This is a genomic window from Nocardia sp. No.11, assembly GCF_038752175.1.
Taxonomy (GTDB): Bacteria; Actinomycetota; Actinomycetes; order Mycobacteriales; family Mycobacteriaceae; genus Nocardia; species Nocardia canadensis.
Genome location: NZ_JBCGFB010000016.1, coordinates 1 through 22,561 on the forward strand (window position 1 = coordinate 1; position 22,561 = coordinate 22,561).

The window sequence follows — 22,561 nt, forward strand, 5'->3', positions numbered from 1 at the left end:
CCCAGCGCGCGGCGCTGGCCCGCGCGCTGGTGGCCGAGCCGACGCTGCTGCTGCTCGACGAGCCCTTCGGCGCGCTCGACGCGCTGACCCGCCTGACCATGCACGAGCTGCTGCTCGGCCTGCACGCCCAACGCGCGTTCGGCGTGCTGCTGGTGACCCACGATGTGCTCGAGGCGATCATCCTGGCCGACCGCGTCCTGGTCCTCGACGAGGGGCGCATCGCCGCCGAGGTGTCCATCGACCTGCCGCGACCGCGCACGGCGGCCGCGCCCGAGGTCGCCGAGTACGCCACGCGGCTGCTGGCCCTGCTCGGCGTCACTTCCTGAGATGTCCACCCCCGCACGAAAGTTGTTCCCGTGAAACGCACTCCGAAGTCCCGCCTGGCCGGGCTCGCCCTCGCCGTCGTCGCCGCGCTCTCGCTGAGTGCCTGCGGTGACGACGCGGCGACCGACGCCGCGCCGTCGGGCCCGGTCGATCTGAGCACCGTCACGTTGAAAGTCGGGGACCAGAAGGCGATCTCGATCGAAGTGCTGCTCGCGGCCTCCGGTCAGCTGGCGAACCTGCCGTACAAGATCGAGTTCTCCACCTTCACCGCCGGTCTGCCGCTGGTCGAGGCGGCCAGCGCCGGCGGCATCGACATCGCGCAGACGGGCAACACCCCGGTGATCTTCGGTGCGGCGTCCAACGCCGACATCAAGATCGTCGGCGCGCTCTCGGCGACCGGAAAGGGCGACGCGATCCTGGTCGGCAAGGACTCCTCGATCGGCTCTGTCGCGGCGCTGAAGGGCAAGAAGGTCGCGGTCTACAAGGGCAGCTCGGCCAACGCGAATCTGCTGCTGCAGCTGCAGAAGGCGGGCCTGTCGCTCGGCGATGTCGAGCCGGTCTACCTGGCTCCCGCCGACGGCTACACCGCGCTGACCCGCGGCGATGTCGACGCCTGGGCGACCTGGGATCCCTACACCGCCATCGCCGAGAAGGAGATCGGCGCCAAGCCGATCGCGACCGCCGATCAGGCCGCCAACGGCTACAACTTCTGGGTCGCGGGCAAGCACGCGGTCGGCGACGCGGGCAAGTCGGCCGCGATCGCGGACTTCTTCCAGCGCTACGCCGCCGCCACCAAGTGGTCCTCGGACAATCTCGACACCTGGTCGACCAAATATGCCGAACTCACCCAGATCAGCGTCGACGCCTCCCGCACCACCTGGACCCGCTCGATCAAGCAGCCGATCAAGCTCTCCGATCCGGTGATCGCCTCGGAGCAGGAGATCGCCGACGCCTTCACCAAGGCCAAGGCCATCCCGGGCAAGGTCGACTTCGAGTCCTTCGTCGACACCAGGTTCGACAAGGCGTAAGCGCCGCTACGCTTTTCCGAATGCCAGGGCGACGTTGTGCCCGCCGAAACCGAACGAGTTGTTGAGCGCGTAGTCGATCCGCTGCGGGCGGGCAGTGCCCGCGACGATATCGAGCTCGATCGCCGGATCGGGGTGGTCGAAATTCAGGGTGGGCGGGACGATCTGCTCGCGCAGACTCAGTATCGTCAGCACCGACTCCAGCGCGCCCACCGCGCCGATCGAATGGCCGAGCGCTGATTTCGGCGCGTACACCGAGGCGTCGGGGGTGACCGCGGTGATGGCCGCGGCCTCGGAGGCATCGCCGACCGAGGTCGACGTCGCGTGCGCGTTGACGTGGTCGATGTCGCAAACCCGCAGTCCCGCGGTCTGAATCGCCTTGCGCATCGCACGGGCCGCCCCGGCGCCCGCCGGATCGGAGGCCACGATGTGGAAGGCGTCGGAGGTGATGCCCGCGCCGAGCACCCTGGCGTGAATTCGCGCGCCGCGCGCCCTCGCGTGCCGTTCGGATTCGAGCACGAGCAGCGCGCCCGCCTCACCGAAGACGAAACCGTCGCGGTCACGCTCGAACGGGCGCGAGGCGCGTTCCGGCTCGTCGTTGCGGGTGCTCATGGCCCGCATCATCGCGAAACCCGCGATGGGCACGGGGTCGATATGGCCCTCGACGCCACCGGTGACCACCACGTCGGCCTCGCCCGTGCTGATCAGCCGCCACGCGTGCGCGATCGCCTCCGATCCCGACGAGCAGGCCGAGACCGGCGCGAAAACGCCGCCCTGCGCACCGATCTCGAGTCCGACGGTGGCCGCGGGGCCGTTGGGCATGACCATCGGGACGGCCAGCGGCGAGACCTTGCGGTAACCGCCCGCGCGCATCGCGTCGACGGCGTCGATCAGCGCGTCACCGCCGCCGAGCCCGGTGCCGATGGCCACGGCCAGGCGCTCGGGGTCGACCGCAGGCGCGCCCGCCGCCCGCCAGACCTGCCTGCCGAGGACCAGGGCCATCCGCTCGACGTAGGAGTGCCTGCGCTGTTCGATCCGGGTGAGTTCGGCGTCGGGTGCGGTGACCAGCGGTCCGCCGATCCGGACCGGCAGGTCGTGGTCGGCGAGGAATTCCGGTGCCAGCGCGCGGATTCCGCTCTCGCCGCGCAGCAGGCGCGACCAGGTCTCGTCGATGGTGTCGGCGAGGGCGGTGGTCGCCGCGTACGCGGTCACCACGACACCGGCCCGAGTTTCTGAAGCGATCGGTACAGTCACGCCGTCATGGATACCTGTAGCAGTCGCTACAGTCAACCCATGGCCCGTCCTCTCGACCACCGCAAGCGCGCCGAACTGCTGGCCGGTGTCGTGGCGTACATCGCCGCGCACGGCCTGGCCGAACTGTCGCTGCGCCCGCTGGCCGCCGCCCTCGGCACCAGCTCGCGCATGCTCATCTACTACTTCGAGACCAAGGAGGAACTGCTGGTCCAGGCGCTGGCGACGCAGCGCCCCGACCTCGCGGCGGTCTTCGCCGATGTCACCGAGCCCGCCCAGTTGCGTGCCCGGCTGACCGGCTTCTTCGACCTGAACTCCGAGGGCGCCGAGGCCGACAGCGTGCGCGTGCTGTTGCAGGTGCTCGGTGCGGCGTGTGCCCCCGATTCGCCGTACCAGGACTACGCGAACGCGGCGATCGCCACATTCGTCACCGAGCTCGCGGCCGCGCTGCGCCGCACCGGCCTGGCCGCGGACCCCGAGGTGGTCGCGACCCTGCTCGTCTCCGGGCTGCGCGGCATCCTCCAGGACCGGGTGATCACCGGCGACCGGGAGCGCACCGGCCGGGCCGCGCGCGTCCTCATCGACGCCGTGCTCCCCGAGCCGGTGCGCCGAGCATCGCCGTCACCGGGGGACGACTGCTCCGCGTAGGTGGTCGTAGGCCATGTAGGTATGCAGGCGCACGCCGGTCACCAGCGTGTCGTCGTCGGCGTAGAAGTGCGGGTTGTGGTTCATGTACATCCCGCGTCCGCCCGGCGTCGGCTCCAACCCGGCCGCGCCGCCGAATTCGGTGTCCTGCACGCCGAGCGTGACGTAGAGGCCGCCGTATCTGTTGACGAACTCGGAGACGTCGTCGTATCCGAGGGTGGGGGTCGTGGCCACGACCCGCTCGTCGCCGACGACCTTGCGCAGGGTCGGCAATGCCGCGTCGACCCAGGGTCGCAGATTGTGCACGGCGGGCACGTCTTGCAGGTACTCCACGGTCGCCGTGCAGTTGTAGGCCTGGGCGGAGTGGGTGGCCAGCGTTTCGAGCCGCTGCCGCACCTGCGCCATATCGGCTTCGACCGAACACCGGATGGTGCCCCACAGCGTGACCGTCCGGCCGACGATATTGAACCTTCCGACGTCCTCGATGTGACCGATGGTGACGGTGACCGGATCGAAGGCGCTGAGCTGGCGGTAGATCTGCCCGATCCCGGTGAGGACGGCCCCTGCCGCGGGCATCGGGTCGATGCCCATCCACGGCGTCGACCCGTGGACCTGCTCGCCGGTGATGACGATCTTGATCAGGCTCGAGGCGCCGAACTGGTTGCCGACCCGATAGCCGATGTAGCCCTTGGGATACGGCGTGACATGGAATCCGAATGCCATCGTGGGCGCCGGATCATCCAGTGCGCCCTCGGCGAGCATTTCCCGCGCGCCGCCCTTCTCCTGGACCGGTGGACCTTCCTCCGCGGGCTGGAACACGAACAGTACGGTGCCTGGCAGGTGGTCGCGGACCCCGGCCAAGACCGTGGCCGCGCCGAGCAGCATCGCGGTGTGGCAGTCGTGCCCACAGGCATGCGACACCGGGAACGGGCCGCCGGGATAGTCGTCGTCGACGACGGTCGACGCGAACGGCACTCCGCACTCGTCGGGCACCGGCAGGGCATCGATGTCGGCGCGCAACGCGATGACCTGGTCACCGGGCAGGCCACCGGTGAGAACGCCGACGACACCGTGGCCGGCGATACCGGTCCGAACCTCGTCCAGCGGCAGCGACCTGAGGTGGTCGGCGATGAGCGCGGCGGTGTCGACCTCGCGGTTGGACAGCTCCGGGTGCTGGTGCAGGTGGTGCCGCCAGGCGATGACCTGGTCGGCCACGGCGGCCGCGTCCCGGTCGAACCGGTCGTAGATCGAGCTCTCGGACATCGGTTTCTCGCCTCCGTCGCCTCGCCCCAGGGAAACAAACGTGCTGTACGAGCGGGACAGATCATACGGCGACAGGACAGCGTTGCCGGGCAACCCGACCGGTTGCCCACTCCGGGGTTGCGCTCCGGCCGCAATCGTCGGCGACTGGGTAGGTTGAGCAGCGGATCGAGCGCCACGGATCCGGAAACCGGTCGGTGATCAGGAATCGGGTGATGCGCCATGGTGGACGAGACCACGAAGACCTACGGTTCGGTGCGCTGGGTGATGCTCGGGGTGCTGTGCGCCAGCCTGTTGCTGGTGGCGATGGACGCCACGATTCTCAATGTCGCGTTGCCCTCGCTCATCGACGACCTCCAGGTCGGGCCGCTCGAGCAGCTCTGGATCATCGACATCTACGGCCTGGTGCTCGGCGGTCTGCTCATCACCACCGGCGCGCTCGGTGACCGGGTGGGCCGGAAGCTGTTGTTCATCAGCGGTTTCGTGCTGTTCGGCGTCGCCTCGGTGGTCGCGGCGACCGCCGGGAGCGCGGCTCAGCTCATCGGCGGACGCGTGCTGCTCGGCATCGGTGGCGCGATGGTGATGCCGTCGACGCTGTCGCTGATCCGCAACATCTTCACCGATGTGCGCGAGCGCACGATGGCCATCGGGATCTGGGCCGCGGTGGCCGGTGTCGGCGCGACGGTCGGCCCGATCATCGGTGGTTTCCTGGTCGAGCACTTCGGCTGGTCGTCGGCGTTCTGGCTGAACGTGCCGGTGGTGCTGGTGACGGTGGTGGTCGGGCTGTGGGTGCTGCCGGAATACCGGGCGCCGCAGGCGGGCAGCCTCGACTGGTTCGCCGCGGCGCTGTCCATGATCGGCATCGTCTGCCTGGCTTGGGGCATCAAGCATCTGGCGAAAGGTGAAGCGGGATCGGTCGACTGGGTGGTCCTGCTCGTCGGGATCGGCGCGATGGTCTGGTTCGTCCGCCGCCAGCTCACCGCCGACGATCCGCTGCTGGACGTGCGGTTGTTCCGCAACAGCGCGTTCACCGCGGCCGCCGTGGCGACCCTGCTGGCCATGATGGCGATCGGCGCGGCGATGTTCCTGGTGTCGCTGTGGCTGCAATACGTGCACGGCTACAGCCCGTCCCAGGCCGGCATCCGGATGCTGCCCGCCGCGCTCACCCTGCTCACCGCCTCGCTGCTGACGCCGATGCTGATGGAGAAGTTCGGTGTCCGCGCGGTGCTCGGCGTCGGGCTCGGCGCGGTGTCGCTGGGGTTCCTGCTGCTGGCGGTGAGCCCGGAGCCGACGACCTATCCGGTGGTCGCGCTGGTGCTGGTGTCGTTCGGGCTCGGCGACGGGATGGCGGTGACCGCGGCCGCCGCGGTGCTCGTCGGTGCCGTGCCCGCCGATCGGGCGGGGCAGGCCGGGGCGGTCGAGGAGACCAACTACGAGGTCGGCGTCGGTTTCGGCGTCGCGCTGCTCGGCAGCCTGCACGCGCGGATCTTCACTCAGCACATGACGAACCTGCCGGTCCCGGCCGACCAGGTGGAGCAGGCGAGCGGCTCGGTCGGCGGGGCCTACGAGGTGGCCACCGACCTGCCCGAACCGGCGCACACGCAGGTGGTCGACGCGGCGAGCCATGCCTTCGACACCGCGCTGACCACGACGTCGTACATCTCCGCGGTGGTGGTGGCGCTGGTGGCGATCGGCACGGTGTGGCTGGTCCCGCGCGGTTTCCGGGTCACCGGCGGCCACTGACCTTGACGCAACCATTCGGTTGCCATACTCTGAGTTGCAACCAACTGGTTGCTACTGACTGAGGAGAACACCATGGGATTCCCTGATCAGATCGTGCGGACCGTCGAGCTCGCCCATCCACCCGCCAAGGTGTGGGCGGCCATCACCACCGCCGAAGGACTCGCGAGCTGGTTCGGCAATACCGCCGAGATCGACCTGCGCCCGGGCGGGGACATGCGGATGACCTGGAAGGAAGGCTTCGCCGCCGACATGCGGGTGGAGCGGGTCGAGGAGCCGACCGTGTTCGGCTACACCTGGCCGATCAACGGCCTGCCCGACGACGACCCGCGACGCACCTACGTCGAGTTCACCCTCGAACCGCACGGCGACGGCACCCGGCTCACCGTCGTCGAATCCGGGTTCGCGCAACTGCCCGAGGATGCGCACAAGGAGGCGTTCGAGGGCAATGTCGGTGGCTGGAAGAGCGAGCTGGGCGAGCTCGTCGAGTACCTCGATGCGGCCTGAGCTCGAGGCCACCGCCGAACGGGTCTTCGTCGCGCTGGCCGATCCGAGCAGGCGGTCGGTCCTGGCCGCCCTCGCCGCGCACGGCCCCGCCACCGCGACCGACCTCGCCGATCGCCTGCCCATCACCCGTCAGGCGATCGCCAAACACCTCGCTCTGCTGACCGATGCGGGCCTGGTGATCCCGGAGCCGGGCGAGCGCAGGCGCGTGCGCTATCGCCTCGACTCGGCGCCGATGCAAGTGGCACAACAATTCCTGGCCGCCCTCTCGCGTGATTGGGACGGCCCCTTGGACGCGCTCCGCCGGCATCTGGACGGCTGAGCCCGGAAGGAAAAGCAATGAGCACCAACGATTTCACCGCCACCATCACCGTCGACAAGACCCCGGCCGAGGTGTTCGCCGCTGTCAACAATGTCTGGGGCTGGTGGTCGGAGACCATCGAGGGCACCACCGGCACGGTCGGCGACAGCTACCTGTTCGAGGTGCCCGGCATCCACCGCTGCACCCTGACCACCACCGAGTCGGTGCCCGGACGCAGGCTGGTCTGGCATGTCACCGACTCGCATCTGTCCTTCATCGAGGACACGACCGAGTGGGAGGACACCGATATCGTCTTCGACATCGCCGAAACGGCCGACGGCACCGAAGTCCGTTTCACCCATGTGGGTTTGGTGCCCGCGGGTGAATGCTACGAAGTGTGCTCCAACGCCTGGGGCGCCTACATCACCACCAGCCTGCGCGGCCTGCTCACCACCGGCCAGGGCGATCCGTTCCGCCGCACCAGCACCGCGGAATCGGAGTTGCTCAAGCACGGCAACGGCGACCTGGTGAACCTGGACGTGCTGCGCTGATCAGCCGCGCGGCGCGATGAGCAGCGTCTGTGTGCTGCGCCCGATCGGCCCGGTCTCGTCGAATATCGCCGATTCGGCGAGACCGATGCCGTGCGGCTGCGGATGGGTCACCGCGTCCAGGCACACCCATTCCCCGACCGGCTGCCGGTGCAGGGTGACGGTGAGGTCGGTGTTGATGAACAGGTATTTCGACCAGTCGAGGACCGCGCTGACCCCGTTGCCCGAATCGGCGGCGGCCAGCGTGCGCTCCAGTGGACTCGGGGTGGTGCCCGCGACAATCGGGTACTTCACCCGGATCCAGCAGACCGCGGGGCCGGGCGCGGTGAAAGAGCCTGCGGTGAAACGGTATTCGATGCCCGTGTGGAAACCGATCTCCTGATCGGACGGGAACACCTCCGGCTCTGTCGCCGAGGGCAGCGGCCGGGAACCGGTCGGCAGGAATTGCTGGGGGAGATCCAGCGGCGGATCGGCGACCTTGAGCCGCCACGCGTTGGCCTGCATCACCGGCCCGCGATCCGAGGACAAGGTCGCCTCGATCAGCTCGACGCTGCGCCCCGACCGCACCACCTTCGTTCGTGCGGTCAGCGGCGCGAGCGGCACCGGCCCGAGAATCTCGACCGCGACCCGCCCGACCTGGAAGCCGGGTCGCGGTTCGCACCGCTCGATGACATGCCCGAGGAGCGCCGAGGGTGGCCCGGCATGCTGCGCGTCCGGTGACCAGGGTCCCCTGGTCAGCTCGGTCGACAGGTAGCGGCTCGGGTCCGCCGGGTCGGGGAGATAGAAGGCATCGGCCACCTCGTCGACGTTACCCCGGACAACGATCCGGCTTCCCCGGTGGCCCGATCGCCGGGACCGATCTTGTCTCAGGCCTGGGCGCTGCCCGTGGAAAGGGCAGTGATCAGGTCGAACAGCGGGCGCAGGGCGCACGGACTGGTATCGGAGGTGCAGCCGATGGACGACGAGCCGGAGTCGGCGACCGGGGAGGCCGCCTGGGCGGTGCCGAGCGGGGCAGCGAAGGAGATGGCGGCGGCCGCGACGGCGCCGGCGACGAGACGTGTGGTGCGAGCTGACATGCAAGAACCCTACTGACCGGGCTCGGCGAGGAAAGCCCCCGAAATTCCGGGCTCGCACCGTCGGGCCGATTTCTCGGCGGACGATCCTACGGTCGGAGATCCAGGATGGTCACCCGGACGTCCGATTCGATGATCAGCTCGACGACCGGATCGGGGGCCGCCTCCCGGTCCGGTCCGAGCGTATCGCGCAGCACCGTGCTGAGAACGGCACCGGGCAGCGCGGGATCGGTCCGTTCGCGTCCGAAGAACATGTGCGGCAGCAGCCGAAGGGTGGTGTGGACGGTCAGGGGGTCGGGGTCACGTCGACGCACCAGGGGGCGGCGGTGTCGATGGGGGTGACGTCGGCTTGGTCGAAGTCGAGGTTGCCCACGTCGACGGCGCACCAGACGGGGCTGTCGTAGTAGCGGACGAAATAGCGGCGGTGGGCGGGGGCGAGGGCGGCGATGGTCGACCATTCGGTGTATTCGATGGAGGCGGGGCCGTCGTCGCCGGAACGGACGAAACCCTTGGGGATGTCGAAACTGTCGAGGATGTGGGCGGCCACGAGGGCGGAGCCGGTCGCGTCGGCCGCGGGTTCGGCGGCCTGGCTCAGCGCGACCGCGCGGACGAAACGGGAGGGTGGGGTGAAATCGCCTGGCAGGCCGAGCATTCCGCTGCCCTGGCCGAGGGCGCTCACGTCGTATCCCGACAGCGGCAGGTCGGGGACATTGACGGCGGAGAGATTGACGTAGTTGCCGGTGTTGAGCAGATGCCACTCGAACGGCGGTGAATTCGTCAGGACCGACAGCGGATTGTCGTGGAGCTGGAGGTCACCGTCGATGTATTCGGCGACCAGTCCGGGCTCTTGGCCTGATACGACATGCCCCGTGGGAAGACGATCATCCGTGACTCGAGATCGAACGCGAATTCCATGGTCCGCCCGGCGGTGACCGAGCCGTCCTCGGCGGTGACGGTGAAAGAGGTGCACATGCGGGTGATCCCTTTCCGGTCGGTACAGAAAGGCTGCGCAGAGCTGTTCTGCCGGGACAATGCTAGCCCCGGAAACGGCCGGGGCCCGCGCGGCGCAGCCGTGCCGGTCCCGGGAAACCGGAGGTCAGACCACCGGCAGGTAGACCTGGTTGCCGTGGTCGGCGAACTCGGCCGACTTCTCGGCCATGCCGGCCNCCGGGAAACCGGAGGTCAGACCACCGGCAGGTAGACCTGGTTGCCGTGGTCGGCGAACTCGGCCGACTTCTCGGCCATGCCGGCCTCGATGGCGGCGACGTCGGTCAGGCCCTGTTTCTCGGCGTACTCGCGCACGTCGGCGGAGATACGCATCGAGCAGAACTTCGGACCGCACATGGAGCAGAAGTGCGCGGTCTTGGCGGGCTCGGCGGGCAGCGTCTCGTCGTGGTACTCGCGGGCGGTGTCCGGGTCGAGCGAGAGCGCGAACTGATCGTGCCAGCGGAATTCGAAACGGGCCTTGGACAATTCGTTGTCGCGGTCCTGGGCGTGCGGGTGGCCCTTGGCGAGGTCGGCGGCGTGGGCGGCGATCTTGTAGGTGATCACGCCGACCTTGACGTCGTCGCGGTTGGGCAGGCCCAGATGCTCCTTGGGGGTGACGTAGCAGAGCATCGCGGTACCGGCCTGCGCGATGATCGCGGCGCCGATCGCCGAGGTGATGTGATCGTAGGCGGGCGCGATATCGGTGGCCAGCGGGCCGAGGGTGTAGAACGGCGCCTCTTCGCAGAGCTCTTCCTCGAGCTTCACGTTCTCGACGATCTTGTGCATCGGCACGTGGCCGGGGCCCTCGATCATCACTTGCACGCCATAGGATTTCGCGATCTTGGTGAGCTCACCGAGGGTGCGCAGCTCGGCGAACTGGGCCTCGTCGTTGGCGTCGGCGATGGAGCCGGGACGCAGGCCGTCGCCCAGGGAGAAAGTGACGTCGTAGCGCGCCAGGATCTCGCACAGCTCCCGGAAGTGCGTGTACAGGAACGATTCCTGGTGATGGGCCAGACACCACGCGGCCATGATCGACCCACCGCGCGAGACGATGCCGGTGACCCGCTTGGCGGTCAGCGGGATGTAGCGCAGCAGTACGCCCGCGTGCACGGTCATGTAGTCGACACCCTGCTCGCACTGCTCGATCACGGTGTCGCGGTACATCTCCCAGGTGAGCTTGGTGGGGTCACCGTTCACCTTCTCCAGCGCCTGGTAGATCGGCACGGTGCCGATCGGGACGGGGGAGTTGCGCAGGATCCACTCGCGGGTCTCGTGGATGTTCTTGCCGGTCGACAGATCCATGATGGTGTCGGCGCCCCAGCGCGAGGCCCACACCATCTTCTCGACCTCTTCGGCGATCGACGACGACACCGCCGAATTGCCGATATTGGCGTTGATCTTCACCAGGAACTTCTTGCCGATGATGGTCGGCTCCAGCTCCGGGTGCTTGTGATTGGCCGGGATCACCGCGCGACCGGCGGCGACCTCGTCGCGCACCAGCTCCGGGGAGACGCCCTCGCGCGCGGCGATGAAGCGCATCTCCGGGGTGATGATGCCCTGGCGCGCCCAGGCCAGCTGGGTGGGCGGGCCGTCGACGGTGGGCCGGTCCCACTCGTCGCGCAGCTTCGGCAGGCCTGCCTCGAGGTCGATCACCGCGTTGTCGTCGGTGTACGGGCCGGAGGTGTCGAAGACGTCGAAGTGCTCGCCGTTGGTGAGGTTGATCCGGCGCACGGGAATGCGCAGGCCGTCGACCTCTTGGTAGTGCTTGACGCTGCCCTGGATCGGCCCGGTGGTGACGGTGTCGACCGCCCCGGTCGAAGACGTGGCTGTGCCCATGATGGTTCCTCCCTACGCCGGCATTACCCGGTCAGGTTCATACGGTCGACGGCCCTGATCGCCCGAGAAATGGGCTAGCCGTCCTCTCAGCCCGCTGGTGCGAGCCCCCGTGCTGGTCGGAGCGCTGGCGCGCTCGAGTTCGCGGCCCCCTGTGTCCCGCCGATGGGAGGCCGTTGCTTGCTTCTTCGTCGCCTACGCAACAGCCTCCCATCGGCGGGACGGCCGCGAACCCGCCGCTGCGCGGCGGGCCCCTCCTCGAGGTCGGGGAGTGCGTGGCGGTTCACAGTGTAGGTGCCGGGTTGGGCTGATCGCTAGCGGACGGCGACCTTGTCCTGGGCCACGACCGGGGCAGGCTCGGCATCGTCGGCTTCGTGCAGCCCGAACCTGTTGTGCAGCACCACCAGTGGCTTGGGCGCCCACCAGTTCCAGGTGCCCATCATTCGCATCAGGGCCGGGGCGAGCAGGCCGCGGATGACGGTGGCGTCGCTGATCACGGCCAGCGCGCAGCCCAGGCCGAACAGCTTCATCATCGACACGTCGGAGGTCGCCACGCCGAGGAACACGATGCTCATGAGCAGGGCGGCGGCGGTGAAGATGCGGCCGGTGCGGGCCACGCCCATGGCGACGGCCTCGGTATTGCCCTCGGTCGTCTTGGGCCCGGCCAGCCACTCCTCCCGGATGCGGGAGAGCAGGAACACCTCGTAGTCCATCGAGGCGCCGAAGGCGAGGCTGAACATGAGGATCGGCATGGCCAGGTTGAGCGTGCCGGTAGAGGTGAAACCGAGCAGCCCCGACAGGTTCCCCTCCTGGAAGATCCACACCATCGCGCCGAACGTCGCCGCCAGCGACAGGATGTTCAGCGCCAATGCCTTGACCGGGAGCACCACGCTGCCGGTGAACAGGAACAGCAGCACCAGGGTGGTGATCGCGATCAGGGCCCCGGCCAGCGGCAGCTTGCCGGTGATCGCGGTGACGGAGTCCTGATTCAGCGCGGCGGGGCCGGTGATCAGGGCCTCCGACGGCGCCGGGACGGCACGCAGCGCGTCGAGCTGGATCCGGCCCGCGTCGGAATAAGGGTCGAGCGTGGTCGCGACCGACAGATAGGTGCCCGCCGACGGGTCGGCCATCTCCGGCACGCCCGGCGCCACCCGCCACCCGTTGCGGTAGACCGCGGCGCTGCTGAGCACGGCGGGCACGTCCGGCACCTTGGACAGGGCGAGGGCGTAGCCGTCCAGTTCGGCGGGCGTGCCACGGAACTCCGGCAGCACGATGGTCGCGCTCGCGGCCATATCGGCGTCGAACTCGGTGCGCAGCACGTCGCCGACCTCGCGACTGGCCACGCCGGTGGGCAGCGAGCGGTCGTCGGGGTAGCCGAACTGGACGCCGAGGAACGGCGACCCGAGCAGCAGCAGGAACGCGGTGGTCGCCAGCGCGATCGGCAGCGGCCGCTTCATCACGGCGGTGACCAGGCGGTACCAGAACGTCTGCTGGGGCTGCTTGTCCACGCGCGGCGCCCGCCGGAACAGCTTGCGCAGCGGCGCGCGCAGGTCGACGGCGTCGATCCGGGTGCCCACCAGGATGAGCAGGGCGGGCAGCACGATCACCGCGGCGGCGGTGGCGGCGGCGACCACCGCGATGCCCGCGTAGGCGAACGATTTGAAGAAGTACTGCGGGAACACCAGCAGCGCCGACAGCGACAGCGCGACGACCAGCGCCGAGTAGACCACCGTGCGGCCCGCGGTCTGGATCGAGCGGAGCACCGCGGCGGCCGGTGTCGCGCCCCCGGTCAGTTCCTCGCGGTACCGGCTGACGATGAACAGGCTGTAGTCGATCGCCAGCGCCAGGCCGAGCGCGGTGGTCATGTTCAGCGCGAAGATCGACACGTCGGTGACGGAGGTCAGCACACGCAGGATGCCCAGCGCCGCCGCGATGGCGAACAGCCCGATCGCGATGGGCAGCGCCGCGGCGACGACACTGCCGAACACCACGGCCAGCAGCAGGCCGGTCACCGGGATGGCCACGGCCTCGGCGATCACCAGATCCTTGCTGATCTGGACATTGATGTCGGAGAACGAGGCCGCCAGCCCGCCCGCCTCGACTGTCACCGGCCCGCTCTCGACCTGCACTTCCTTGCTGAGCTTGCCCGCGCGGTCCGGTAGCTGGGCGTCGTCTCCTTCGATGCTGGCCAGGATGAGCGCCCGCTTGCCGTCCTTGCTGCGCAGCGCCTGCTTGAGGTCCGGTCGCGAGGTCCAGTACGACTGCACGCCGCTGACGATGTCGGAATGGCCGCGGAGCTGGGAGATCGCGGTGTCCGCTGCGGCGCGTGCGGCCGGTGAATCGGCGCCGTCCTCAGCGGTCACCAGCAAGACGTAGTTCGGCTCGGATCCGGGGAAATGCTCGTTCAGATACTGGCTGGCCTGCACCGAGTCGAGATCCTCGGTGACGAATCCGCCCGATTTCATGTGCGAATGCACGGTGGCGCCGATCGCGCCGCTGAGGATCATCAGTAACAGGGCGACCGCGACGACCAGTCGTGGTCGGGCCACGGCGGCGCGGGCGATTCTCGTCAACATCGTCGGGCTCTCTGCTAGGGATCGTCGAACGTCACCGTATCCCGCACTGAAATCCGCTCGATACCACCCCAAGGTGGAGGTTGACCCGTACTATCTCCGCCCCTGGGTGGTTGCCGGAGGTACCGCTACCGATTCACCCCGTCGCCGATCCACTGGTCAGGGCGCCCAGCAGATTGGCGATGATGTGCTCCGCCTGTTCGGAGGAGCTCGGTGCGCAGGTCGGCGGATACGGTGGGCAATCGGCCGCGGCCGGCGCTGCCAACGGCAGCTGAGCGAGGCTGATGAGGGCAAGACCGGCCATGGCGGCAAGGGAGGCTTTCATGGTTGGTCACGGTATCGATGCGGACGGGAGCCGGGCCAGACCCGAGTTTCGGGGTGGCTCCGGCGGCGTCAAGTGGTGCGGGCGGGCAGGATTCGTCCACCGACCTCGCCGAGGCCGATGCGGCGGCCCGCCGTGCCGGGGGCGGTGGCGGTGATCGTCACCTCGTCGCCGTCGGCCAGGAAGGTCCGGGATTCCCCACGTACGGTGACGGGTTGCGTTCCGCCCCAGGACAGTTCGATGAACGAACCGCGCTGGTCGGGCTCCGGGCCGGAGATCGTGCCGGAGGCGTAGAGGTCCCCGGGCCGGACCGAGGCGCCGTTGGCGGTGAGGTGGGCCAGCATCTGCGCGGGCGACCAGTACATCCGCGCATAGGGCGGGTGCGCCACCACGTCGCCGTTCCAGCTGACGGTCAGGTCGATGTCGAGGCCGTGGTCGTCGGTTCCGCGCAGGTAGGGCAGCGGTGGCGGGTCCTGCGGCGGCAGCGCGACCCTGGCCTCGGCCAGCGCGGCGAGCGGGGTGATCCACGCCGAGATCGACGTGCTGAACGACTTGCCCAGGAACGGCCCGAGCGGCTGGTACTCCCAGGCCTGGATGTCGCGGGCCGACCAGTCGTTGACCAGGGCCACGCCGAAGACGTGCTCGGCGAAGTCGTCGACGTCCACCGGAACGCCGAGCGGCGACCCGGTGCCGACCACGAAACCCAGTTCGGCCTCGATGTCGAGTCGCCGCGACGGCCCGAAATCCGGGGTCCCCGCATCGGTGCGACGCTGGCCCCGCGGCCGGATGATCGGGGTCCCCGACACGACGACGGTCCCGGCCCGGCCGTGGTATCCCACCGGCAGGTGCCGCCAATTCGGCAGCAGCGGTTCACTGTCGGGCCGCAACAGCCTGCCGAGATTGGTGGCGTGGTCGATGCTGGCGTAGAAGTCGACGTAGTCGCCGATTTGTACGGGCAGCGCCGTCCGCACGCCGTTGACCGGGTGCACCGCCTCGATCGGCAGCTCGGTGTCCGCCAGTTCCCGCAGGCGGGCGCGCACGGTCCGCCAGTGCTCGGGCCCGGCGGCCAGCAACGCGTTCAACGACGGCTGGGCGAAGACGGGATCACCCAGCAGCGCGACGAGATCGAGCACGGTATCGCCCAGCCGGGCCCCGACGCGGAAGCCGCCACCGGGCGGCGCGAAGACGCCGTAGGGCAGGTTCTCCGGCCCGAACAGCGAGTCCGGCGCGACCTCGACCCGCAGCAGTCGCCCGCTCATCGCAGCCCCGGTCCGCGGCCCGACCAGGTCCAGGCATAGGCCGGATCCTCGCAGGCCAGCGCGCCCTCGCCGAGTTGCAACGGCCGGAAGGTATCGACCATCACCGCCAGTTCGTCGAAGAACTCGGCGCCGATGCTGCGCTCGTAGGCGCCGGGCTGCGGGCCGTGCGCGTAGCCGCCGGGATGCACCGACACCGAACCCTGGGTGATCCCGGAACCCCTGCGCGCCTCGTAGTTTCCGCCGCAATAGAACATGATCTCGTCGGAGTCGACATTGGAGTGGTAGTAGGGCACCGGGATCGACAGCGGGTGATAGTCGACCTTGCGCGGCACGAAGTTACAGACCACGAAATTGATGCCCTCGAACGCTTGGTGCGCCGGCGGCGGCTGATGTATCCGGCCGGTGATCGGTTCGAAATCGGCGATGTTGAAGGTGTAGGGATACAGGCAGCCGTCCCAGCCGACCACGTCGAACGGGTGCGTCGCGTAGATCATCCTGGTGCCCACCACCTCCGCGCCCGGCCGATGCTTGACCAGCACCTCCACCTCCTCGCCCGTGGCGAGCAGGGGTTCGGTGGGTCCGTGCAGGTCCCGTTCGCAGTACGGCGAATTCTCCAGCAGCTGACCGAATTTCGAGAGGTACCGTTTGGGCGGGGTGAGGTGGCTGGACGCCTCGATCACATACGCGCGCACTGGTTCCTCGCCCGTGGGCAGCCAGCGATGGGTGGTGGCGCGCGGCATGATCAGCTGGTCGCCCTGCCGGACCGGCACCGTGCCGAACACGCTCTCCACCACGGCCGCCCCGGATTCGACGTACACCAGCTCGTCGCCGATGGCATTGCGGTACAGCGGCGACGCGCCCTTGGCGACCACGTACGAGATGCGCACATCGGCGTTGGCGAGCAGCAGTCTGCGGCCGGTCACCGGATCGGTCTTGGCGGGGGTGTCGCCGGGGAACAGGTTCGGTAGCCGCAGATGGCGGTGGCGCAGTGGGTGATTCGGGGTCAGCGACTGGTCGGGGAGTTCCCAGACCGTCGCATCGACGATCGCGGGCGGCAGGCCGCGGTGGTAGAGCAGCGAGGAGTCGCCGGAGAAGCCCTCCTCGCCCATCAGCTCCTCGTAGTAGAGGTTGCCCCGCTCGTCCCGATGCTGGGTATGCCGCTTCGGTGGAACATCGCCGAGCCGCCGGTAGAACGCCACAAGCACACCTCCCGCTCCGTCGCAGGTCGGATGATCCTGTCATCCACGGTACCGCTCGAGGCGCGCGAGACGGCTCAGTCGGAGAACTCCGCGATGACCGGGGCGTGGTCGCTGGCGCCCTTGCCTTTGCGCTCCTCCCGGTCGACCGAGGCGTCCTTCACCTGGTCGGCGAGCGCGGCCGAGGCCAGGATGAAGTCGATGCGCATGCCCTCCTTGCGGGGGAAACGCAGCTGGGTGTAGTCCCAGTAGGTGTAGACGCCGGGGCCGGGCGCGAACGGACGCATCACGTCGCGGAAACCGCTGTCGAGCATGGCCTGGAACGCGGCCCGCTCGGGGACGGAGGTGTGGGTCTTGCCCTCGAACAGCTCCGGGGCCCAGACATCGTCGTCGGTGGGGGCGATGTTCCAGTCGCCGACCAGCGCGATCTCGGCCGCCGGATCCTGGGCGAGCCAGTCGGTCGCCCGCTCGCGCAGGGTCGACAGCCAGCTGAGCTTGTATGCGTAGTGCGGGTCGTCGAGGGCGCGGCCGTTGGGCACGTACAGGCTCCACACCCGCACCCCGCCGCAGGTCGCGCCGATCGCCCTGGCCTCCACCACCGGCGACTCGATCAGCGAGTCACCGGCGTTCTTGTCGAAACCGGGCTGGCCGGGGAACGCGGTCTCGACGTCGGTGAGCCCGACCCTGGACACGATCGCGACGCCGTTCCACTGGTTCAGCCCGACGTGGGCGACCTCGTAGCCCGCCTGGTCGAACTGCTCGTAGGGGAACTGGTCGTCGCGACACTTGGTCTCCTGGATCGCCAGCACATCGATGTCGTGGCGGTCCAGGAAGGCCGTCACGCGATCGACGCGGGAGCGGATCGAGTTGACGTTCCAGGTGGCGAGACGCACGGGTCGCGGTCCTTTCCTACGACGCGCTCGGCGGCGCGGCGTAGCGGTAGCTGTGGTGTTCCAGGAAGCCGAGTTCGCGGTAGAGCGCGAGCCCGGTGGCGTTGCCTACCTCCACCTGCACGTAGGCGTGGGTGGCGCCGTGGTCGGCGCCCCAGCGGATCAGCTCGGCGCACAGCAGCGAGGCCAGGCCGTTGCGGCGGTGCGCGGTCGCCACCGCGACGCAGGTCAGGCCGACCCAACGCCTGCCGTCGGGCGCGGTGGTCACCGCGCCCCGGCCGATCGCCAGCGCCTCCGGCAGGCCGAGCGAGGCGAAACCGAGGGTGCCGTCGATGACCGAGGTGAGCACCGAGACGTCCGGTTCCCGGACGGCGGGGTCGAGCGGGATCTCACCACGGTAGCGATGCGTCGTCAGCCAGCCCTGATCGGGCGCGTCGGCGATCTTGACCATCGACGGTCCTTGCGGCAGCACGAAATTCGCGATGTCGAGGCCGAGGACGACGGTCTCGCTCCAGGTGTTCCAGCCCGGCGGCACCGGCGCGAGCCGATCGGGCAGCTGCAACAGCAGCGGCAGCCCGTTGGCGGTGTACCAGTCCGCGATCTTGTGCATGGTCTCGATCGACAGCGCCGCGGGCAGGCCGGACTCGCCCAGTGGCACCGCGGAATTCGCGCGCCCGGTGTAGCCGTTGCCCGCGCGCGCGAGCCAGCCGTCGATCCACAGGTGACCGCTGCCCGGCCAGGCGGCCGCCGCCGCGGCCTCCAGCGAGCGGATCTCCTTGGTGCGAATCGGTCTCGGCCCCAGGGCTTTCAGCGCGACGACCCGATCGGGCGCCACGGACACCAGTTCGCCCTCGGCGGTCCGCACCGAGGGCGGGCTCAGCGACACCAGCTCACCGATCACATCGGTGAGCGGCTGCGGATACCCCTCCGGCAGCTGGTACCGCATGACGACGCGGCGACCGAGCGGGATCACAGTTCTCGGCCGCCTCGATCTGGACTGACCAGAGGTCGCGACGAAGCAGTGCCCGGCGGGAGGGAAGATCGAGGGAACAGACCGAGAACTCGCGGCGCCGGCCGCCATGACTCAGTCGTCATGGCCGAACGGGTCGGGCACGGTGCCGGGGATCCAGCTCAGACCCGGTATGCCCCAGCCGTTGCGCTTGATGGCCTTCTTCGCCGCGCGGGCGTTGCGGCCGATCAGCACGTCGACGTAGAGGAAGCCGTCGAGGTGGCCCACCTCGTGCTGGAGCATCCTGGCGAAGAAGCCGGTGCCCTCGATGTCGACGGGCTCGCCCTTCTCGTCGGTACCGGTGACCCTGGCCCAGTCGGCGCGGCCGGTGGGAAACTGCTCGCCCGGCACGGACAGGCAGCCTTCCTCGTCGTCGTCGGGATCGGGCATGGTCTCCGGGATCTCGGAGGTCTCCAGCACCGGGTTGATCACCACGCCCTTGCGGCGGATCGGCTTGCCCGCGGCGTCGAAGTCGGGGCAGTCGTAGACGAACAGCCGCTTGCCGACCCCGACCTGGTTGGCCGCCAGCCCGACACCCTTGGATTCCTCCAGGGTGTCGTACATGTCCGCGATCAGGTCGGCCAGCTCGGCCGGCGTCTCCGTCACCGGTGCGGTGGGGTTGTGGAGGACGGGGTCACCGACGATCACGATCGGGAGAATTGCCATGGGCGCCATTATCGCCGGTCGCGCGGGTGCGTGGGCGGCGACCCCTGTGGGGCACGACACCCCTACTGGCCCGTAGTCAACACGCCGGGACATCGGTCGAAGGATCCGGCTCCTGCGTGGTTGAATGATCCGCGACGTGCAAGCGTCATTTTCATCTCGTGATACTCGGCGAGGGAGCAAGATGGACGGCGCAGCGGCTCGCAACATCGAGGCGGGAACCACACAGGACTCGGCCCCCGACGAAAGCAGCGGGCTGAGTCGCCGTGAGCTCGACATCCTCGACTTCGAACGCAAATGGTGGAAGTACGCGGGCGCCAAGGAGGACGCGATCCGCGAGCTGTTCGCCATGTCGGCCACCAGGTATTACCAGGTGCTCAACGCGGTCGTCGACAAGGACGAGGCACTGGCGGCGGACCCGATGCTGGTCAAGCGCCTGCGCAGGTTGCGGGCGAGCAGGCAGAAAGCGCGCGCAGCGCGCCGACTCGGTTTCCAGGTCTGAGGTGTCCGATGGCGCCACTCACCGGCCCTCCGTGGTCACGCAGGCTCCCGTCTTCGGGCCGTGAGTTCGCGTCGCGCGGGGCCACACAGCACTCGTTGCGACTAGGGTTGCGCGGGTGAGCAACCCGAATCCCACCCCCGGCGGCCCGCCGCTGCGCGCGCTGGCGATGGTGTTGATCGCCCTGGCCATCGTTTTCGCGGGTCTGGGTGCGATGTCGTTGTCGAACTCCGGTGCCGACTCCGCCGATTCGGCCGAGCAGACCGAGACGACGACGTCGAGCGTGGTCGCGCAGGCGCCGGCCACCACCGCTGCCACGGCCACCAGCGCGGCCGCTGCCCCGACCACCACCACCGCGACGACGACCGTCGCGCCGAGCACCACCACGGCACCGCCGACCACCGCGCCCGCGGCCACGGTCGATCAGAGTGTGCCCGTGCGGGTGCTGAACAACAGCCTGGTCGCCGGTCTGGCCGCGCGCACCGCCGGCGAGCTGACCTCGTCGGGCTGGAGCAATGTCAGTACCGGCAACTACAGCGGCGAGAACCTCACCACCACCACGGTGTTCTACGGCGGCGGCGCGGGCGACAAGGCCGCGGCCGCCGAGATCGCCGCGGAGATCGGCGGGACCGTCGCGCCGAAGACCGGTGACACGTCGCCGGGCGTGATCGTCGTACTGACCGGTCGCTGAACGAGGCTCGGCACGCGGTGCCGAGTGGGGTACTTGCGCTGTGGCATCATCTTGAGCGGTACAGCCCCTGTCCACCCAGCTTTACTCGTTAAACTCGGTACTCGTAAAGGAGTTCCCTGATGGCCACGTCGACAACTCGTCGCCCGTCCTGGCGCATTGTGACCCCGGTGCTGGCGGTTGCCGCGTTCGGGCTCGCTGCTTGCACCAACAGCCAGGAGTCGAGTGACGTCAAGGGAACCACGCCGCCGGTGTGGACCAGCTCGCCCGCGCCCGCCGGTTCCGGCACCGAGCACGGCGGCGGTCACGGCATGCCGACCACCGCGAACCACGGTGGCGGCGACCACGGCACCCCCGCCGCGGGCGGTCTGAAGACCGAACTCAAGTCCGGCTCCGGCGCGACCGTCGGCACCGCGACGTTCGTCACCGAGGGCAGCCACCTGGTGGTCACCGTCGAGGCGCAGGGTCTGACCCCCGGTTTCCATGGCCTGCACTTCCACCAGAACGGCACCTGTGAGGGCGACTTCACCTCGGCCGGCGGTCACCTGCAGGTCGGCGCGGCCAACGCGCACCCGGCCAGCGGCGACCTGACCTCGCTGCAGGTCGGCGCCGACGGCAGCGCCAAGCTGGTCACCCGCACCGACACCGTCACCCTGGACAACATCAAGGGCAAGGCGCTGATCGTGCACTCCGGCGCCGACAACTTCGGCAACATCCCGTCCCGGTACACCCGTGAGGGTGGCACGGGCCCCGACGAGACCACGCTGTCCACCGGTGACGCGGGCTCCCGGGTCGCCTGCGGCGTGGTCGGTTAGCGAGACGTAGATGGCCGGGGCAGTCCAGTCGGTACCCTTCCCTGGTTCGCCCCGGCCGACCATCGGCATCGAATGGGAGATCGCGCTCGTCGACAAGGTGACGCGCGATCTGTCCAACACCGCCTCGGCGGTATTCGACGCGGTCGGTGACCTGCGCGCCCACGACGGCACACCCCAGGTGACCAAGGAATTGCTGCGCAACACCGTCGAATTGGTGACCGGTGTGCACGACACGGTCGGGGGCGCGGTCGAGGACCTGCGCGGCACCATGGACGCGGTGCGCCGCGCGGCCGACCCGCTCGGCGTCGACCTGTTCTGCGCGGGCACCCATCCGTTCGCGCAGTGGTCGGCCCAGCAGCTCACCCGCTCACCGCATTACGACGAGCTGATCGAGCGCACCCAGTGGTGGGGCCGCCAGATGCTGATCTGGGGCGTGCACGTGCACGTGGGAGTCTCGCACCGGGACAAGGTCTTTCCGATCCTGAACTCGCTGCTGCTGTCGTATCCGCATCTGCTCGCGCTCTCGGCGTCCTCGCCGATGTGGTCCGGCGACGACACCGGCTACGCCAGCAACCGCGCGCTGATGTTCCAGCAGCTGCCGACCGCGGGCCTGCCGTTCCAGTTCGAGAGCTGGCGGCAGTTCGAGGGTTTCGTGCACGACCAGCTCAAGACCGGGGTGTTCGAACAGCTCGGCGGCATGCACTGGGACATCCGGCCGGCGCCCAAGTGGGGCACGATCGAGATCCGGGTGTGCGACGGCCTGTCCAGCCGGGCCGAACTGGCCTCGGTGGCCGCGCTGATCCACTGCCTCGTCGTCGATCTGGAGCGCAGGCTGGACGAGGGCGAGGACCTGCCGACGTTGCCGCCGTGGCACGTGCAGGAGAACAAGTGGCGGGCCGCGCGCTACGGGCTCGACGCGATCGTGATCGTCGACGACGCCAGCAATGAGCGTTTGGTCACAGACGATCTGATGGACCTGCTCGGCAAACTGGAGCCGACCGCCAAACGGCTCGGCTGCTCCGACGAACTGGCCGCGGTCGCCGACATTCCCCGTCACGGTGCCTCCTACCAGCGGCAACGCCGGGTCGCGGCGCAGTCGCAGGGTGATCTTGTCGCCGTCGTGGATTCGCTGGTGCGGGAGCTGGATCAGTAGCGT

The 22,561-nt window shown here is 69.1% G+C and carries 25 protein-coding genes, 1 pseudogene and 1 riboswitch; of the genes and pseudogenes, 11 read left to right on the forward strand and 15 right to left on the reverse strand.

Features of this window, described 5'->3' with window-relative positions:
* Positions 1-326, forward strand: a pseudogene (locus V8688_RS07585) (sulfonate ABC transporter ATP-binding protein); the annotation flags it as partial.
* A 30-nt stretch (positions 327-356) separates the two neighbouring features.
* A complete protein-coding gene (locus V8688_RS07590; protein ID WP_342800486.1) occupies positions 357-1,352 on the forward strand; it encodes an ABC transporter substrate-binding protein in 996 nt (331 codons plus the stop codon).
* Between the two features lie 6 nt (positions 1,353-1,358).
* On the opposite strand, the gene V8688_RS07595 is transcribed toward V8688_RS07590, so the two are convergent.
* Positions 1,359-2,603, reverse strand: coding sequence for a KasA/KasB family beta-ketoacyl-ACP synthase (locus V8688_RS07595; RefSeq protein WP_218722141.1), 1,245 nt, complete (start codon positions 2,601-2,603; stop codon positions 1,359-1,361).
* Between the two features lie 39 nt (positions 2,604-2,642).
* Between V8688_RS07595 and V8688_RS07600 the strand changes: the two genes are divergently transcribed.
* Positions 2,643-3,248: a TetR/AcrR family transcriptional regulator gene (locus V8688_RS07600; protein ID WP_316576294.1), complete on the forward strand. Its 606-nt coding sequence runs from the start codon at positions 2,643-2,645 to the stop codon at positions 3,246-3,248.
* Here the strand turns inward: V8688_RS07600 and V8688_RS07605 are convergent.
* Entirely contained in the window at positions 3,222-4,508 is a 1,287-nt protein-coding gene (locus V8688_RS07605; protein WP_342800487.1) for an amidohydrolase, read from the reverse strand. The two genes, V8688_RS07600 and V8688_RS07605, sit on opposite strands and share 27 nt — an antisense overlap.
* A 219-nt stretch (positions 4,509-4,727) precedes the next feature.
* Here V8688_RS07605 and V8688_RS07610 point away from each other — a divergent pair, with 219 nt between their 5' ends.
* The 4 genes from V8688_RS07610 to V8688_RS07625 all read left to right on the forward strand — a co-directional run bounded on the left by V8688_RS07610 (position 4,728) and on the right by V8688_RS07625 (position 7,601).
* Positions 4,728-6,248, forward strand: coding sequence for an MFS transporter (locus V8688_RS07610; protein WP_316576292.1), 1,521 nt, complete (start codon positions 4,728-4,730; stop codon positions 6,246-6,248).
* Positions 6,249-6,320: 72 nt separating this feature from the next.
* The gene (locus V8688_RS07615) at positions 6,321-6,752 is read left to right on the forward strand and encodes an SRPBCC domain-containing protein (RefSeq protein ID WP_218722137.1); all 432 of its coding nucleotides are present in this window, start codon (positions 6,321-6,323) and stop codon (positions 6,750-6,752) included.
* The gene (locus tag V8688_RS07620; RefSeq protein WP_342800488.1) at positions 6,742-7,071 is read left to right on the forward strand and encodes a metalloregulator ArsR/SmtB family transcription factor; all 330 of its coding nucleotides are present in this window, start codon (positions 6,742-6,744) and stop codon (positions 7,069-7,071) included. The genes V8688_RS07615 and V8688_RS07620 overlap by 11 nt, the downstream gene beginning before the upstream one ends.
* 17 nt (positions 7,072-7,088) lie before the next feature.
* Positions 7,089-7,601, forward strand: coding sequence for an SRPBCC domain-containing protein (locus V8688_RS07625; protein ID WP_218722135.1), 513 nt, complete (start codon positions 7,089-7,091; stop codon positions 7,599-7,601).
* Here the strand turns inward: V8688_RS07625 and V8688_RS07630 are convergent, their stop codons facing one another.
* The 13 genes from V8688_RS07630 to V8688_RS07690 all read right to left on the reverse strand — a co-directional run bounded on the left by V8688_RS07630 (position 7,602) and on the right by V8688_RS07690 (position 19,406).
* Positions 7,602-8,396, reverse strand: coding sequence for a thioesterase family protein (locus tag V8688_RS07630; protein ID WP_218722134.1), 795 nt, complete (start codon positions 8,394-8,396; stop codon positions 7,602-7,604).
* 68 nt (positions 8,397-8,464) lie between these two features.
* A complete protein-coding gene (locus V8688_RS07635; protein WP_218722133.1) occupies positions 8,465-8,674 on the reverse strand; it encodes a hypothetical protein in 210 nt (69 codons plus the stop codon).
* 86 nt (positions 8,675-8,760) lie between these two features.
* Positions 8,761-8,925 (reverse strand): hypothetical protein, encoded by a 165-nt coding sequence (locus V8688_RS07640; RefSeq protein ID WP_218722132.1) that lies wholly within the window; start codon positions 8,923-8,925, stop codon positions 8,761-8,763.
* Between the two features lie 32 nt (positions 8,926-8,957).
* Positions 8,958-9,509, reverse strand: coding sequence for a linear amide C-N hydrolase (locus V8688_RS07645; RefSeq protein WP_342800505.1), 552 nt, complete (start codon positions 9,507-9,509; stop codon positions 8,958-8,960).
* Positions 9,449-9,643, reverse strand: coding sequence for a linear amide C-N hydrolase (locus V8688_RS07650; protein ID WP_342800489.1), 195 nt, complete (start codon positions 9,641-9,643; stop codon positions 9,449-9,451). The genes V8688_RS07645 and V8688_RS07650 overlap by 61 nt, the downstream gene beginning before the upstream one ends.
* Positions 9,644-9,853: 210 nt before the next feature.
* Positions 9,854-11,494 (reverse strand): phosphomethylpyrimidine synthase ThiC, encoded by a 1,641-nt coding sequence (thiC, locus tag V8688_RS07655; RefSeq protein ID WP_342800490.1) that lies wholly within the window; start codon positions 11,492-11,494, stop codon positions 9,854-9,856.
* A riboswitch (TPP riboswitch) is annotated at positions 11,490-11,615 on the reverse strand. (Overlaps the previous gene by 5 nt.)
* A 190-nt stretch (positions 11,616-11,805) precedes the next feature.
* Positions 11,806-14,067 (reverse strand): MMPL family transporter, encoded by a 2,262-nt coding sequence (locus V8688_RS07660; protein ID WP_342800491.1) that lies wholly within the window; start codon positions 14,065-14,067, stop codon positions 11,806-11,808.
* 133 nt (positions 14,068-14,200) lie between these two features.
* Positions 14,201-14,389, reverse strand: a complete 189-nt coding sequence (locus V8688_RS07665) for a hypothetical protein (protein WP_218722128.1) — start codon at positions 14,387-14,389, stop codon at positions 14,201-14,203.
* Positions 14,390-14,457: 68 nt separating this feature from the next.
* On the reverse strand, positions 14,458-15,645 hold the full coding sequence (gene fahA / locus V8688_RS07670; RefSeq protein ID WP_342800492.1) for a fumarylacetoacetase: 1,188 nt from the start codon (positions 15,643-15,645) through the stop codon (positions 14,458-14,460).
* Positions 15,642-16,844: a homogentisate 1,2-dioxygenase domain-containing protein gene (locus tag V8688_RS07675; protein ID WP_218722213.1), complete on the reverse strand. Its 1,203-nt coding sequence runs from the start codon at positions 16,842-16,844 to the stop codon at positions 15,642-15,644. The genes fahA and V8688_RS07675 overlap by 4 nt, the downstream gene beginning before the upstream one ends.
* A gap of 74 nt (positions 16,845-16,918) precedes the next feature.
* Positions 16,919-17,734: an exodeoxyribonuclease III gene (locus V8688_RS07680; protein ID WP_218722126.1), complete on the reverse strand. Its 816-nt coding sequence runs from the start codon at positions 17,732-17,734 to the stop codon at positions 16,919-16,921.
* Positions 17,735-17,750: 16 nt separating this feature from the next.
* Positions 17,751-18,677 (reverse strand): GNAT family N-acetyltransferase, encoded by a 927-nt coding sequence (locus V8688_RS07685; protein WP_342800506.1) that lies wholly within the window; start codon positions 18,675-18,677, stop codon positions 17,751-17,753.
* A 138-nt stretch (positions 18,678-18,815) separates the two neighbouring features.
* On the reverse strand, positions 18,816-19,406 hold the full coding sequence (locus V8688_RS07690; protein ID WP_218722125.1) for a peptide deformylase: 591 nt from the start codon (positions 19,404-19,406) through the stop codon (positions 18,816-18,818).
* 181 nt (positions 19,407-19,587) lie between these two features.
* Between V8688_RS07690 and V8688_RS07695 the strand changes: the two genes are divergently transcribed.
* From V8688_RS07695 to V8688_RS07710, 4 genes are all read left to right on the forward strand, one after another.
* Entirely contained in the window at positions 19,588-19,905 is a 318-nt protein-coding gene (locus V8688_RS07695) for a DUF3263 domain-containing protein (RefSeq protein ID WP_218722124.1), read from the forward strand.
* A 115-nt stretch (positions 19,906-20,020) separates the two neighbouring features.
* The gene (locus V8688_RS07700) at positions 20,021-20,593 is read left to right on the forward strand and encodes a LytR C-terminal domain-containing protein (protein WP_308248709.1); all 573 of its coding nucleotides are present in this window, start codon (positions 20,021-20,023) and stop codon (positions 20,591-20,593) included.
* Between the two features lie 119 nt (positions 20,594-20,712).
* Positions 20,713-21,405 carry a superoxide dismutase family protein gene (locus tag V8688_RS07705; protein ID WP_218722123.1) on the forward strand — a complete coding sequence of 231 codons (693 nt, stop codon included), beginning with the start codon at positions 20,713-20,715 and terminating at the stop codon, positions 21,403-21,405.
* Between the two features lie 10 nt (positions 21,406-21,415).
* Positions 21,416-22,558: a glutamate--cysteine ligase gene (locus tag V8688_RS07710; RefSeq protein WP_218722122.1), complete on the forward strand. Its 1,143-nt coding sequence runs from the start codon at positions 21,416-21,418 to the stop codon at positions 22,556-22,558.
* The last annotated feature ends 3 nt before the right edge of the window (positions 22,559-22,561 follow it).

Coding starts and splice junctions, on each gene's coding strand:
- V8688_RS07615 (WP_218722137.1), top strand. CDS start 6,321: ATGGGATTCCCTGATCAGATCGTGCGGACCGTCGAGCTCGCCCATCCA.
- thiC (WP_342800490.1), bottom strand. CDS start 11,494: ATGGGCACAGCCACGTCTTCGACCGGGGCGGTCGACACCGTCACCACC.
- V8688_RS07600 (WP_316576294.1), top strand. CDS start 2,643: ATGGCCCGTCCTCTCGACCACCGCAAGCGCGCCGAACTGCTGGCCGGT.
- V8688_RS07710 (WP_218722122.1), top strand. CDS start 21,416: ATGGCCGGGGCAGTCCAGTCGGTACCCTTCCCTGGTTCGCCCCGGCCG.
- V8688_RS07640 (WP_218722132.1), bottom strand. CDS start 8,925: ATGTTCTTCGGACGCGAACGGACCGATCCCGCGCTGCCCGGTGCCGTT.
- V8688_RS07605 (WP_342800487.1), bottom strand. CDS start 4,508: ATGTCCGAGAGCTCGATCTACGACCGGTTCGACCGGGACGCGGCCGCC.
- V8688_RS07635 (WP_218722133.1), bottom strand. CDS start 8,674: ATGTCAGCTCGCACCACACGTCTCGTCGCCGGCGCCGTCGCGGCCGCC.
- V8688_RS07685 (WP_342800506.1), bottom strand. CDS start 18,677: ATGCGGTACCAGCTGCCGGAGGGGTATCCGCAGCCGCTCACCGATGTG.
- fahA (WP_342800492.1), bottom strand. CDS start 15,645: ATGAGCGGGCGACTGCTGCGGGTCGAGGTCGCGCCGGACTCGCTGTTC.
- V8688_RS07695 (WP_218722124.1), top strand. CDS start 19,588: ATGGACGGCGCAGCGGCTCGCAACATCGAGGCGGGAACCACACAGGAC.
- V8688_RS07650 (WP_342800489.1), bottom strand. CDS start 9,643: ATGTGCACCTCTTTCACCGTCACCGCCGAGGACGGCTCGGTCACCGCC.
- V8688_RS07705 (WP_218722123.1), top strand. CDS start 20,713: ATGGCCACGTCGACAACTCGTCGCCCGTCCTGGCGCATTGTGACCCCG.
- V8688_RS07660 (WP_342800491.1), bottom strand. CDS start 14,067: ATGTTGACGAGAATCGCCCGCGCCGCCGTGGCCCGACCACGACTGGTC.
- V8688_RS07610 (WP_316576292.1), top strand. CDS start 4,728: ATGGTGGACGAGACCACGAAGACCTACGGTTCGGTGCGCTGGGTGATG.
- V8688_RS07620 (WP_342800488.1), top strand. CDS start 6,742: ATGCGGCCTGAGCTCGAGGCCACCGCCGAACGGGTCTTCGTCGCGCTG.
- V8688_RS07625 (WP_218722135.1), top strand. CDS start 7,089: ATGAGCACCAACGATTTCACCGCCACCATCACCGTCGACAAGACCCCG.
- V8688_RS07665 (WP_218722128.1), bottom strand. CDS start 14,389: ATGAAAGCCTCCCTTGCCGCCATGGCCGGTCTTGCCCTCATCAGCCTC.
- V8688_RS07690 (WP_218722125.1), bottom strand. CDS start 19,406: ATGGCAATTCTCCCGATCGTGATCGTCGGTGACCCCGTCCTCCACAAC.